The following is a 13,184-nucleotide window of genomic DNA, read 5'->3' as shown; positions in this document are numbered from 1 at the left end:
ACACGTCGACACCGCCGTCACGGTCGTCTCGTCGCGCCAGGCCGTGCGGTGTCGCGTACCCCGTCCGACCGAAAGGCCCCCCCATGCGCCGTGCCGCTCCCCAACCGGTCCCGATGAGAACCGTCGTCTCGCACATCGTGCCGCCCATCCTCATGGGCCTGATCATGGCGCTGGCCTACCTCGGCGGCTTCCACAAGCCCGACCCGCACGGGATCCCGGTCGCGGTCGTCGGCAATGCCGCGACTGCGGGGCCGATCGCCGCGCGGATCCAGAGCGCCACCGGTGACATGCTCGACGTCCGCACCGTGCCGAGCCGGGAGGCCGCGACGGACGAGCTCTCCTCGCTCCACCTCGCAGGGGCCTTCGTGCCGTCCCGCTCGCATCCGACGCTCCTCGCGGCGAGCGCCGCCGCCCCCTCGACCGCCCAGGCGGTGCAGGAGGTGTTCACGAAGGTCGCCGCCGCGCAGGACAAACCCCTCACGGTCTCCGACGTCGCCCCCCTGACCAGTGAGGATCCGCTCGGCCAGAACGCGTTCTTCTTCCTCGTCACCCTCTCGGTGGCCTCCTACGCGACCGCCATCGCGATCGGCGCGGCCGGGGCGACTCGCCGCTTCCGTGAGCGCCTCGGCCTCCTCGTCGCCGCCGCCGCCGTCATCGCCACGGCCCAACTCGCGGTCGCGATGGTGCTCTACGACATGTTCGCCGGGCACGGCGGCCCCGTGTGGGCACTCTCGTTCCTCTACTGCCTCATCGTGCTCGGTATCGGCGTGGGGCTGCACACCCTCGTCGGCCGGTTCAGCACCCTGTTGTTCTCGGCGGTGTTCGTCGGGCTCAACTTCACCTCCTCCGGCGGTGTCCTCGCCGCCGAGATGCAGCCCGGATTCTTCGGGTGGCTCCACGCCTTCTGGATCGGTGGCGGTTTCCTCGACGTGATGCGGCACATCGTCTACTTCCCCCACGCGACGGTCTCGCACGGCGTCGGGGTGCTCACCGGGTGGTTCCTCGCCGCGTGCGGCTGCCTCGCGCTCTCGCACCACATCCACTTCCGTCGCGAACTCGCCGAGCGGACCGCAGACGATCACGAACGCCTCCGCGAGACCCTCCGTCGGATCGGTCGCGAGGGTCTCAGCGACGAGGAGGCCCTCGCCCTCGAGCTCGAGGAGGACGTGGCGGTCTGAGCGTGTCGCGGCGCCGGCCCACCGCTGCGCCGCCGAGGCGCCCCACTCACGGTGTCTCGTCCCGACCCACGATGTCCCGCGTGCACCCCGCGCGCTGGGTGCGCAGGGAACGCCGTCACCCTCGGGCTCGCGACCGCGTGAGCACGGGGGTGACGGACGCTCAGCGACCGGGTGCGGCCTCGAGGGCGACGACGCGGGTCGCGTCGGCGAGGCCCTCGGTCCGGTGGGTGACGAGGACGACGCCGCGGTCGCGGGCCGCCGTCACGAGGTCGCCGAGGACGGCGACGGCGGTGGGGTGATCGAGGTGCGCGACCGGTTCGTCGAGGAGCATGACGGGGCGCTCCGAGAGCAGCGCGCGGGCGATGCCGAGCCGGGCGCGTTCTCCGCCGGACAGGCCCCGCCCGCCCGATCCGAGTCGCTCGTCGAGGCCGTCGGGGAACGCCGCGACGAGGTCGCCGAGGCCGGCGAGGTCGAGGGCGGCGTGGATCTCGTCGTCGGTCGCGTCCGGCCGGGCGAGTCGCAGGTTCTCGCGCAGCGAGGAGGCGAAGACGTGGACCTCGTCGTCGACGATCGCGAGGTGGGTGCGGACGTCGGCGGGGGTCTGCGCGAGGGCGTCGACCTCACCGAGGTGATAGGTGCCGTGCGTCGGGTCGAGGTGGCGCGCGAGCGTCGCGAGCAGCGTCGACTTGCCCGACCCGTTCGGCCCGACGATCCCGACGACCTCCCCGGGGGCGACGTCGAGGTCGGCGCCGGTGAGCGCGGGTCGGTGACCGTCCCAGGAGGCGCCCAGCCCGCGGGCGTTCACCGTCGGGTGGGGGCCGGGGTCGGGAGCGTCCGGGTTCGGGGGCGCGTCGGAGTGGGCCGCGGCGGGGGGCTGACCGAGCAGAGCGCGCAGCCGTGCCGAGGCCCCCTGCGCCCGGGCGAGGGAGCCGACCGCGTCGGGGATCGCGCCGATGACCTCGCCCAGGGCGATGGGGGTGAGGACGAGCAGGGCCGCAAGCGGGGTGCGGAACCCGACCTGCACCCACGGCTCGACGAGGAAGGCCATCCACACCGCGTGCCCGACCGCGACGAGCGGCATGAGTCCGACGCCGACGGCCCGACCCCACGCCTGGGCCCGGACGGCCCGGGAGAGGCCGCGTTGTGCCTCGTCCAACCAGGTCGCGGCCCCGGCGTGCGCGCCGATCGCGGCGAGCTCGGCGCCGTCGCGGGCGAGGGTCGCGGCGACGTCGGCGACGCGGGCTCGGGCCGTGACCACGGCGTCCTGGGTGCGGTGTTCGATCCACCAGTCCAGCGCGCCGACGAGGAGCGTGACGACGATCGTCGACACGATGACGGGCACGGCCGGGAGGAGGAACACCGCGTCGATGAGCACGGCGGCCAGCCCGGTGATGCCGAGCGCGACGAACGGGACGACGACTCTGACCTGGGCGTACGCGACGTCGTCGAGGTCGTCGACGACCCCGGTGAGGACGTCGCCCCGGCCACGGGCGCCGAGGCGCGCCGGGGTGAGCGGGACGAGGCGGTCGTAGACGCGGCCACGGTCCTCCGCGAGGGCGGCGAGGGCGGCGTCGTGCGAGGCCACCCGCTCGACGTAGCGGAGCACCGGCCGGGCGATGCCGAACGCACGGACGGCGACGATGACCGCGAGGAGCGTGAGGATCTGCGGTCGGAACGAGGCGGCCGTGATGAGCCATCCCGACGTCGCGGTGAGCGCGACCCCCGAGGTGAGCGCCAGCCCGCCGACGACCGCGGCCGGGAGGATCCCGGGGACGAGGCGACGGGGACGCCACGACGTCGACGACGGTGACGTCTCGTGCGGGGCGTCGGCCTCCGGGGCGGTGGTGGTCGCGGTCTCCGACGTCGCGGCGGAGGAGCCGTGGCGCGTCATCGCGCGTCTCCGATCGAGGCGGGGGTGAGGTCGAGCCGGTCGTCGGCGAGGTCGAGCAGGTGGCTGCGGTGCGTGACGGCGACGACGGTCCGGTCGTCGGCGAGGCGACGGATCACGGCACCGATGCGTTGCTCGGTCTCGGGGTCGAGGTGGGCGGTGGGTTCGTCGAGGAGGACGACCGGGGCGTCGCTCAACAGCGCACGGGCGAGGGCGAACCGGGCACGCTGACCTGCGGAGAGGCCGAAGCCGTCGTCACCGAGGAGGGTGTCGAGCCCGCGGGGGAGGCGGGCGAGCAGGTCATCGAGGCCGACGGTGTCCAGCGCGGCACGGAGATCGGCGTCGCTCGGGTCGCCCGCCGCGCCGAGGCGCAGGTTGTCGCGCATGGCCGCCGGCGCGAGGAAGGGGCGCTGGGTGACGAGGTGCACGCGGGGTGCGCTGACGGTCCCGCTCGTCGGGGTGCGCAGGCCGGCGAGCAGTTCGAGCAGCGTCGTCTTGCCGACCCCCGAGGGGCCGACGAGCACGGTGAGGCCGGGGCCGATCCGCGTGCTCACGCCGCGGAGGACGTCGGGCAGGTCGGGGTCGTAGCGGAACGAGACGTCCCGCACCACCACCGTGCCCTCCCCGTGAGCTGTGCTCGGCCCGGGCTCGCGACCCGCGCGCGCCGGGTCGGCGGGGGTGTCGGCTGGGGCGTCGGCGGAGGCCCCGTCGAGGACGGCGGCGATCTCGTCGAGGGCCGCGGCGCCGTCGGCGGCGTTGTGGAACTCGGCCCCGACCCGGCGGATCGGCCAGTAGGCCTCGGGCGCGAGGAGGATGAGGGCGAGGGCGACCTCGAGCTCCATGTGCCCCTCGGCGAGGGCGACCCCCGCGAACACCGCGACGATCGCGACACTGATCGTCGCGAGGAACTCCAGGGCCGCGGAGCTGAGGAACGCGATGCGGAGGGTCTCGACCGTGGCGCGTCGATGGTCGTCGCTCACGGCCCGGATCGTCGCCGACTGCCGATGCGCGCGGGAGTACCCGACGAGGGTCGGCAGGCCCTTCATCACGTCGAGGAAGTGGACCGCGAGCTGCGACAACGCCGCCCACCGACGGTCGGTGGCCTCACGCGTCGCGTGGCCGATGAGCGCGGCGAACAGCGGCAGCAGCGGCAGGGTGAGGACGGGGATGAGGGCGACCCGCCAGTCGAGGACGGCCATCGCGAGGACGGCGGCGACCGGCAGCACCGTGGCCGAGACGAACGCCGGCAGATACCGCGCGACGTAGGGTTCGACCGCCGTCGTGCCCTGGGTCATGAGGGTGAGCGCAGCGGTGCCGTCGCGGCGTGTCTCGAGGCCGCCGGCCAGCACGCGGTCGGCGAGGCGACGCCGCAGCTCGGTCGACACCGCGACCCCCGTGCGCGCGGCGAGGATCTCGGTGGCGGCCTGGGCGAGGCCCCGCACCGCGAAGGCGCTGAGCGCCCACACCGCGGCCGTCTCCAGGGGTTGGGCGCGCACGAGGACAAACACGAGGTGGGCGACGGCCAGTGCCTGCGCGATGGCCGCGAGCCCGGTGATCGTGCCCAGCACCGCGAGCCCGACGATGCCCGGCCGGGCGCCGGGGGCGAGCCGGAGAAGTCGCTGGTCGAAGGGCCTCATGTCCTCAGTTCATCACGGGTCGTCATCGTCTCGTCAGAGCCGTTGCGCCCCAGGCGAACCCCGCCGGCGGTGGCGTCGGCGGCGGGGTCGGCAGGAGCGTCCCCCTCGGGTGGACGAGAAAGAACCCCGAGCCGCGGGGGAGCCGACGTCGGCCTCCTCCTGCCCCCCGCCGCCGGGCCGGTGCCGCGGTGCGTGAGGTGCTCATGCCGTGAGCAGCGCGAGGACGACGAGAGCGGCGAGCGCCATGGCGGCGCGGAACGGGGTGCGGCCCGAGCCGAAGAGGGTGAGGGCGCTGAGCGCGGCACCCAGCAGGCCGACGACCAGGCCTGCGGCCGGCGTCATCCCCCCGACGGCTGCGGCGAGACACCCGCCGAACAGGCTCACCGCGGCGAGCAGACGCGCCCCCCGCTCGCCGAGGGCATGGGGGAGACCGCGGACACCGGTGGCGGCGTCGTCGGCGAGATCGGGCAACACGTTGACCGCATGCGCCCCGACACCGAGCAATGCTCCCGCCCAGAGCATCCACAGCGGAGGCAGGGTCGGGGGAGTCGCCGCTAGGGTGGGCACGGTCGGGAGCGCGCCGAACGCGATCGCGTACGGCACGAACGACACCAGGGTGCGCTTGAGAACGAGGTCGTACGCCCAGCCCGACCCCACCACGAGGACGACATGGACGACCGCGGCAGGCAGTCCCAGCAGCATCGACAGGACGAGAGTGCCCACGCCCGCGACGGCGATGGCCGTGGCGACCACGGCAGGGGAGAGGGCGCCGTCGGCGAGGGGCTTGTCGGCGCGGCCCGCGGCGCGGTCACGGCCGGCGTCGAGCAGGTCGTTGCCCCAGCCGATGGTCAGCTGCCCGCAGAACACCGCCGCCACGACCAGCGCCAGGGTGAGCGGCTCGAGCCCGGCGCGCCCCCCGAGGCCGGCGGCCAGCGCGGTGACGACGACCGTGGGTCCCGGGTGGCAGGCCCTGACCAGCGCGACGAGGGTGGACACGTCGCGAGCCTACGCACGCGTGGTTCCCTCATCGCCGCCGCGCGAGGGGTGCTGCCGCCGCACCGCTACGAGCAGGACGAGATCACCGACGCCCTCACCCACCTCGTCGGTGCCCGAGGCACCGACGAACTCCTCCTGCGCCGCTTCCACCGCAACGCCGGCGTCGAACGCCGCCACCTCGCCCTCCCCTTGGAGCGGTACGCCGACCTCGGCGGGTTCACGGCCGCGAACGGGGCGTTCATCGAGGCCGCCGTCGAGCTCGGCTCCCAGGCCCTCGTCGAGGCCCTCGACGCCGCCGGTCTCACACCCGAGGACGTCGATCTCGTCGTCACCGCGACCGTCACGGGCCTCGCGGTCCCCTCCCTCGACGCACGCATCGCCGCCCGGGTCGGATTGAGGCCCGACGTCAAGCGCCTGCCCGTCGTGGGACTCGGCTGCGTCGCCGGGGCCGCCGGCATCGCCCGGGTGCACGACCACCTCCTCGGCCATCCGCGCGACGTCGCCGTCCTCGTCGCGGCCGAGATGTGCAGCCTCACCCTCCAGGCCGACGACACGAGCACCGCCAACCTCGTCGCGAGCGGCCTGTTCGGCGACGGCGCCGCCGCCGTCGTCCTCACCGGCGCCGAACACCCCCTCACTGCCCGCGCCGTCGGTGGGGCGGACGTGGGCCCCTCGACGAACGACGCCCTGCCGAACGGGGCTCCTCCGGACGCCTCGGAGGTGGCCGTGTCGGCGACCGGCGCGTTCGCCTCCGCGACGTCGCCCGGGTCCCGCGGGCGCGCCGTGACCGTGGCCGAGCACGCGGTCACCCCCCGGGTCCTCGCGACCCGGAGCCGCCTGTACCCCGACACCGAACGGGCGATGGGGTGGGACGTCGGCACGACCGGCCTCCGGATCGTCCTCGGCGTCGAGGTCCCCGGCCTCGTCGAGACGCACCTCCGCGACGACGTCGACGGATTCCTCGCGTCCCACGGCCTCGGCCGTGACGACATCACGTGGTGGGTCGCGCACCCCGGCGGTCCGAAGGTCCTCGAGGCCCTCGCCGCAGCGATGCAGATCGAGCGGGACGCCCTCGGGGTCACGTGGGACTCCCTCGCGACGATCGGCAACCTGTCCTCGGCGTCGGTGCTGCACGTCCTCGCCGACACGCTCGCCGGTCGCCCACCTGCGCCGGGCAGCCTCGGCATGATGCTCGCGATGGGGCCGGGATTCTGCTCCGAGATGGTCCTGCTGCAGGCATGAGCAGCGCCGCGTGGTTCACCGTCCTCATCGGTCTCGTCGTCCTCGAGCGCCTCGCCGAACTCGTCGTCTCCCGACGCCACGCCGCGTGGGCGTTCGATCGGGGCGGGCGCGAGTACGGCCGGTCCCACTACCCCGTCATGGTCGTTCTGCACTCCGGCTTCCTCGTCGGGGCGCTCATCGAGGTGTGGTGGGGTGGACGTGACTTCCCCGCGTGGGGGTGGGCGATGCTCGCCCTCGCCGTGGCGACGCAGGCGTTGCGGTGGTGGTGCATCGCGACCCTCGGGCCGCGCTGGAACACCCGCGTCATCGTCGTGCCCGGCCTTCCCCTCGTCACCGGCGGGCCGTACCGCTTCCTCTCCCACCCCAACTACGTCGCGGTCGTGCTCGAGGGCATCGCCCTGCCGCTCGTCCACGGGGCGTGGGTGACGGCGCTCGTCTTCACCGTGCTCAACGCCGCGCTGCTCATCGTGCGGATCAGGGTGGAGAACGCCGCGCTCGCCGAGGCGTCGTCCACGAGCGCGTCGGCCGCATCCGGCGCCCCGACCTCACCGCCGGGGTGAGGGGGTGATGCTCGACCTCGCCGTCGTGGGCGGCGGGCCCGTCGGACTCGTCGCCGCGCTGGCGGCTCGCCGACGTGGGTTGGCGGTGGCCGTCGTCGAACCCCGCCCCGCCCCCATCGACAAGGCGTGCGGCGAGGGACTCATGCCGGCCGGTCTCGCGGCCCTGCGGCGCCTCGGCGTCGATCCCCAGGGCCTGCCGATCCGTGGCATCCGGTACCGCGACGACCGTGGTCACGAAGCCCGTGCCGTCCTGCCGACGCCGGGACGCGGGGTGCGTCGCACGACCCTCCACGCCGCACTCACCGCTGCCGCGGCGGAGGCGGGGATTCCTGTCCATCCCTGGGCCGCCGCCCCGGCGGTGCAGGGGGCGGATCGGGTGATCCTGCGCCCCGGTCGCGGGTCGACGCGGGCGCCCTGTCCGCCCGGCTGCGAGGCCGACACGGCCGCCGGTGGTGGCCCGGCCGGTGCCGAGCTTCACGCGAGGTACGTGATCGCGGCGGACGGGTTGCACTCGCCACAACGTCGCGCCCTGGGACTGGACGTCCCTTCGCCGCCGTGGGCACGGCGCGGACTCCGGCGTCACTACCGCCTCGCCCCGTGGGGCGAGGACGTCGAGGTCCACTGGGGTGACCCGGGGGAGGCGTACGTCACGCCCGTCGCGCCGGGCCTCGTGGGTGTCGCCGTGCTCACGGCCCGGGTGGGGTCGTTCGAGCAGCACCTCACCGGGTTCCCGGCGCTCGCGGACCGGCTCGCCGTGGCCGAGCCCGATGACCGGGTCCTCGGCGCGGGGCCCTTCGCTCGGCGCTCCCGAGCGCGGGTGGCCGGTCGGGTGTTGCTCGTCGGTGACGCGGCCGGGTACGTCGACGCCCTCACCGGCGAGGGCCTCGCGCTCGGGTTCGCCCAGGCGGAGGCGGCCGTGGCCGCCGTCGCCGCCGACCGCCCGTCCCGGTACGAACGCGCGTGGTGGCAGGTCTCGCTGCCCGCCAACCTCCCCACGGCCGCGCTCGTCGCGGTGACCCGCGTGCCCGGCCTCCGGCGGCACGTCGTCACCGCGGCGACCCGGGCCCCCCGGGTGTTCACCTCCGCGGTCGCCCACGTCTCGGCCGCGGGGTCCTGACCCCGACGGTACCTTTCGCCCGATACACCCGATTCCGGTCTCGTGGTGTGCTCCCGGGCGGTGACGGATGACTCACCCGGGATCGGGAGGATCGGCGGCCCCGAACGACGTTCTCCCCCATGGCCCGTCATCGTCAGCAGCGGTGTGCCGCGTCGTTCGCGGCCGCCGGGCGCTCCTGGGCCCGCGGCGTCCTCGGGACGCTGCGCAAGCAGGGCCGGTCCCGGCATGGGACCGACCCACGTCAACGAAGCAGGAGCCCCCATGGTCGACGTGTCCGCCCTCTCCGCCGAGGAGAAGGCCAACCTCGAACTCGCGCACGAATACATGCGCATCGCCTACACCCCTGGCCTCGGCAGCGGTGAGAACGTCGCGCACCTCTGCGCCGCCGACAACTCGTTCGTCGGCCCGACGACGTTCCCCGGCACCGACACCCTCGAGCAGTACGCCGACGCCCACGGCGAACTCATGACGAAGCTCGACGACCTGCACTTCGTGAGCTTCGACATCGAGATGGTCCAGGGCGACCGCGTCGCGTTCCGTTACACCGCGACGGGCACCCACAAGGGCGCCCCGCACGGTGACATCCAGCCCACCGGCAAGCAGGCCACGTGGACGGCGTCCGCGCTGTTCCGGTGCGAGAACGGCAAGCTCGTCGAGTTCGTCAAGGAGTGGAACAAACTCCCGATGTGGGAGCAGCTCGGCTGGCCCGTCGAGGAGTGCCTCACCTACACGAACGCCTGACGTGACGACGACGGCCCCCGCGCAGGCGGAGGCCGTCGTCGTGAGTGCCGTGAGCGGGTCAGCTGTGGACGCGCTCCCGCACCCCGGCGACGTCGGGGATGTGCGACGTCGTGAGGCGGCGGCGGAAGACCCAGTACGTCCAGGCCTGGTAGCCGATGACGATGGGGGTGAAGATCAGCGCGACGACGGTCATGATGCCGAGCGTGTGATCGCTGTTCGCGGCGTAGAACCCCGGGCCGTCCCGCAGCGTGGTGAGCGTGGCGGCCGGGTCGAGCGTCGAGGGCATGACGTCGGGGAACAGCATGAGGAACAGCGCGCCCACCGCGAAGAGGGTCGCGAGGAACGTGCCGAGGAAGGCGAAGCCCTCACGGCCCATGCGGTTGAACACGAGCCCGGCGACGAGGGACACCGCCGCGAGCAGGGTGACCACCCAGGCGGCGATCTTGTTGCCGGTGATGATGTTCGTCCAGGTGAGCCAGACGACGGCGACGGCGGCGGAGGCGATCCCCACCTTGCCGGCGAGGGCGCGGGCGTCGTGACGCACGTCCCCGTCGGTCTTGAGCGCGATGAAGATCGCGCCGTGGGTGAGGAACAGCAACAGCGTGCACAGCCCACCGAGCAGGGCATGCGGGTTGAGCAGCGTGAACAACGTGCCCTGGAACTCGACTCCGCTGCCGAGCGTGGTCTCGACGACCTCGAGCGGGGTGCCGGCGACGATGTTCGCGAACGCGACGCCCCACAGCAGGGCGGGCAGGAACGAGCCGATGACGATGGCGAGGTCCCAGTTGCGGCGCCACTGCGCCGAGCTGCCCTTGCCGCGGTACTCGAAGCCCAGCGCCCGGACGATGAGGGCGACGAGGACGAGCAGCAGCGCGAGGTAGAACCCGTCGAACAGGGTGGCGTACCACTCACGGAACGCCGCGAACGTGGCGCCGCCGGCGGTGAGGAGCCACACCTCGTTGCCGTCCCAGTGGGGGCCGATCGTGCCGAGCATGACGCGCTTACGACGCTCGGTGTCCTCCGCGTCCTTGCCCTTGCCGAGGATCGGCAGGAGCATGCCGACGCCGAAGTCGAAGCCTTCGAGGCAGAAGTACCCGATCCACAGGACCGCGATGAGGATGAACCAGACGACTGCGAGATCCATGACGAACCCCCTCTCTCAGTAGGTGTAGACGAGGGGCTGACCCTCGCTGACACCCTGGGTGACGGCCTCGGTGGGTTCGCCGATGTCCTCGGCGCCGAGCTTGATGTACTTGAGCAGCAGCTTGACCTCGACGACCGCGAGGGCGCCGTACAGCAGCGTGTAGACGACGAGGGAGGTGAGGACCTCGCCGGCACTGGTGCGGGGGGAGACGCCGAACTGCGTGAGCATGACGCCGTTGACGACCCACGGCTGCCGGCCCATCTCGGTGAAGATCCAGCCGAAGCTGTTGCCGATGAGCGGGAACAGGGGCGAGCCGATGATGAGCCAATGCCACCACGCGGGACGCAGTGCGCCCTCCGGCGCACCCTTGCGGGTGGCCCACAGCACGAGGATCGAGCACAGCGCGCCGAGCATGCCGATGCCGATCATGAGGCGGAACGTCCAGTACGCGACGGGCACGTACGGCGTGTAGTTCCTGACGGTGTCTCGGGTGAGTGCCGAGTCGGCGTACTGCTGCGCGTACTGGTTCTGCAGGTCGTAGACGCCCTTGATCTCTGCGTCGAAGTCGCCCTTGCCGAGGTAGCTGAGCAGACCGGGGATCTGGATGAGGTGCTTGGCCTCGGTGCCCTCGAGGTTGCCGACGGACAGGATCGAGAACGGCGCGTGCGAGGTGGTGTGGTAGAGCCCCTCCGCCGCGGCCATCTTCATGGGCTGGACCTCGGTCATCACCTTGCCCTGGAGGTCGCCGGTGATGGCGACGCCGAGGGAGGAGACGAGCGTGATGATCGCGCCGACCCGGGCGGCCTTGCGGTACATCGCCATGTGGGTGTGCGCGTCGGCGCGCACGGCGCCGCCCTGCTCGTCGGCCTCGACGCGACCGTCGGCACGGGCCGCGACGCGGGAGCCGACCCCGGCGGGCACGATGCCGTCCCGGGCCCCGCGGCGCAGGTGCCACAGGGAGACGGCCATGACGAGCGCCCCACCGGTCATGTAGGCGGCGGTGAGAACGTGCGGGAATGTGACGAGCTGCACCTTGTTTGTGAGCACCGCCACAAAATCGGTGAGTTCGGCGCGACCGTTCTCCGGGTTGATGCGGTAACCCACGGGGTTCTGCATCCAGCTGTTGGCGGCCAGGATGAAGAAGGCGCTCATCACCGTGCCGATGTGGACGAGCCACATCGAGGTGGCGTGGAGCTTCTCGGGGATGCGGCCCCACCCGAAGATCCACAGGCCGATGAACACCGACTCCAGGAAGAAGGTGAGAAGTGCCTCGAGTGCGAGCGGCGCGCCGAAGATGTCGCCGACCATGCGCGAGTAGTCGGACCAGTTCATGCCGAACTGGAACTCCTGCACGATGCCCGTGACCAGGCCGAGCGCGAAGTTGATGACGAACAGCTTTCCGAAGAAGCGCGTCAGCTTGTACATCTGCGGGTTGTGCGTGCGAACCCATGCGGTGTGGAAGCCGGCCACGATCGCCGACAGTCCGATGGTGATCGGCACGAACAGGAAGTGGTACACGGTGGTGACACCGAATTGCCATCGCGCGAGTTCTAGCGCGTCCATTCAAAGCCCCTCTGGTTCATGCCGGGACGGCTTTGCGACGCGAGTGGGAACTCCCCGGCGCGGCGCCCTTTCCCCGGGGTGGCCGAACTGGACGGCTGGTGCCGTCCGCCACCCCAATGATCGGCACGCTACCCCCGGGTACGTAGGGACCTAGGTCCTTCAGCACATCGCGCGCGGGATGTATAAGCGATTTCTCTGCGCCGCAATGGAGTTCACGTATCGCGATAACGCTGGTCGCCCGGGGAGGGATGGGCGAGGATGTCTCTCGACCGAGCCGGACCGGAGGAGAACACATGGACGCGGCAGACTGGGACACCCGCTACACGACCGAGAGTCTGGTCTGGGGCACCGACCCCAACAGGTGGGTGGTCTCCGAGTTGGGTGTCCTCAACCCCGGCAGCGTCCTCGACCTCGGCTGCGGCGAGGGGCGCAACGCGATCTGGCTCGCCGCGGAGGGCTGGCGGGTGACGGCCATCGACTTCTCCGCCGTCGCGGTGGACCGGGCGCGTGATCTCGCCAAGGAGACCGCCGAGCGGCTGCAGCGCGACCTCGACATCACCTGGCGGGTCGAGGACGTGACCACGGCGGAGGTCGAGCGGTCCGCGTTCGACGCGGTCCTCCTCTCCTACCTGCAGCTGCCCTCCTACGAGCGTCGCGACGCCCTGCGTCTCGCCGCCCGCGCCCTCGCCCCGGGCGGGGACATGCTGATCCTCGCGCACGACACGACCAATCTCACCGAGGGGTACGGCGGCCCGCAGGACCCCGAGGTCCTCTACTCCGCCGCCGACGTCGAGGAGGACCTGCAGGACTACCTCTCCTCGGGTGCTCTCGTTCTCGAACGCTCCGGCCGTGTGGCGCGTGAGATCACGGACGAGGAGGGCGTCACCCATTACGCCTGGGACCTCCTCGTCCACGGCAAGGGCCGCGACATGCACAAGGGCGAGGTCACCTTCGGCTGATCACCGGCCCGTCCTCGTGAGGACGCGCGTGCGTCCAGTCACTGCGCACCGGAAAGCTGCTCTTCGCACCAGAGGATCGGGGAGTGATGCGGTGGTATCCGGTGCCAGGTGGCGCTCTCGGTGCGGAGTGCAGGGCAATGGCGGATGACGGGGCCCGGC

11 protein-coding genes are annotated in these 13,184 nt (G+C 72.5%); 6 read left to right on the top strand and 5 right to left on the bottom strand.

Translation table 11 applies throughout. From position 1 onward, the window contains the following. Positions 1–113: 113 nt before the first annotated feature. Positions 114–1,178: a hypothetical protein gene (locus RT054_RS08065; protein WP_312719431.1), complete on the top strand. Its 1,065-nt coding sequence runs from the start codon at positions 114–116 to the stop codon at positions 1,176–1,178. A gap of 160 nt (positions 1,179–1,338) precedes the next feature. Here the strand turns inward: RT054_RS08065 and cydC are convergent, their stop codons facing one another. The 3 genes from cydC to RT054_RS08050 all read right to left on the bottom strand — a co-directional run bounded on the left by cydC (position 1,339) and on the right by RT054_RS08050 (position 5,699). Further along, entirely contained in the window at positions 1,339–3,069 is a 1,731-nt protein-coding gene (gene cydC, locus RT054_RS08060) for a thiol reductant ABC exporter subunit CydC (protein ID WP_313022988.1), read from the bottom strand. Beyond that, a complete protein-coding gene (gene cydD, locus RT054_RS08055; RefSeq protein WP_313022986.1) occupies positions 3,066–4,703 on the bottom strand; it encodes a thiol reductant ABC exporter subunit CydD in 1,638 nt (545 codons plus the stop codon). Before cydD ends, cydC begins: the two co-directional genes overlap by 4 nt. A 201-nt stretch (positions 4,704–4,904) precedes the next feature. Beyond that, positions 4,905–5,699, bottom strand: coding sequence for a UbiA family prenyltransferase (locus RT054_RS08050; protein ID WP_313022985.1), 795 nt, complete (start codon positions 5,697–5,699; stop codon positions 4,905–4,907). On the opposite strand from RT054_RS08050, the gene RT054_RS08045 reads away from it, so the two are divergent. The 4 genes from RT054_RS08045 to RT054_RS08030 all read left to right on the top strand — a co-directional run bounded on the left by RT054_RS08045 (position 5,664) and on the right by RT054_RS08030 (position 9,359). Continuing rightward, the gene (locus RT054_RS08045; protein WP_313022984.1) at positions 5,664–6,941 is read left to right on the top strand and encodes a 3-oxoacyl-[acyl-carrier-protein] synthase III C-terminal domain-containing protein; all 1,278 of its coding nucleotides are present in this window, start codon (positions 5,664–5,666) and stop codon (positions 6,939–6,941) included. The genes RT054_RS08050 and RT054_RS08045 overlap by 36 nt on opposite strands. Further along, entirely contained in the window at positions 6,938–7,501 is a 564-nt protein-coding gene (locus RT054_RS08040; RefSeq protein ID WP_313022981.1) for an isoprenylcysteine carboxyl methyltransferase family protein, read from the top strand. Before RT054_RS08045 ends, RT054_RS08040 begins: the two co-directional genes overlap by 4 nt. Before the next feature lie 7 nt (positions 7,502–7,508). Beyond that, a complete protein-coding gene (locus tag RT054_RS08035) occupies positions 7,509–8,618 on the top strand; it encodes an FAD-dependent monooxygenase (RefSeq protein ID WP_313022979.1) in 1,110 nt (369 codons plus the stop codon). Positions 8,619–8,879: 261 nt separating this feature from the next. Beyond that, positions 8,880–9,359: an ester cyclase gene (locus tag RT054_RS08030; RefSeq protein ID WP_313022978.1), complete on the top strand. Its 480-nt coding sequence runs from the start codon at positions 8,880–8,882 to the stop codon at positions 9,357–9,359. A gap of 58 nt (positions 9,360–9,417) precedes the next feature. On the opposite strand, the gene cydB is transcribed toward RT054_RS08030, so the two are convergent. Further along, positions 9,418–10,503 carry a cytochrome d ubiquinol oxidase subunit II gene (cydB, locus tag RT054_RS08025; protein ID WP_313022977.1) on the bottom strand — a complete coding sequence of 362 codons (1,086 nt, stop codon included), beginning with the start codon at positions 10,501–10,503 and terminating at the stop codon, positions 9,418–9,420. 15 nt (positions 10,504–10,518) lie between these two features. After that, positions 10,519–12,066 (bottom strand): cytochrome ubiquinol oxidase subunit I, encoded by a 1,548-nt coding sequence (locus RT054_RS08020; RefSeq protein WP_313022976.1) that lies wholly within the window; start codon positions 12,064–12,066, stop codon positions 10,519–10,521. A 293-nt stretch (positions 12,067–12,359) separates the two neighbouring features. Between RT054_RS08020 and RT054_RS08015 the strand changes: the two genes are divergently transcribed. Beyond that, entirely contained in the window at positions 12,360–13,025 is a 666-nt protein-coding gene (locus RT054_RS08015; RefSeq protein WP_312719418.1) for a methyltransferase domain-containing protein, read from the top strand. Positions 13,026–13,184: the final 159 nt, after the last annotated feature.

Source organism: Mobilicoccus sp. (genome assembly GCF_032060985.1).
Taxonomy (GTDB): domain Bacteria; phylum Actinomycetota; class Actinomycetes; order Actinomycetales; family Dermatophilaceae; genus Mobilicoccus.
The sequence above is the reverse complement of the archived record's forward strand: the minus strand, read 5'-3'. Positions and strand labels throughout refer to the sequence as shown.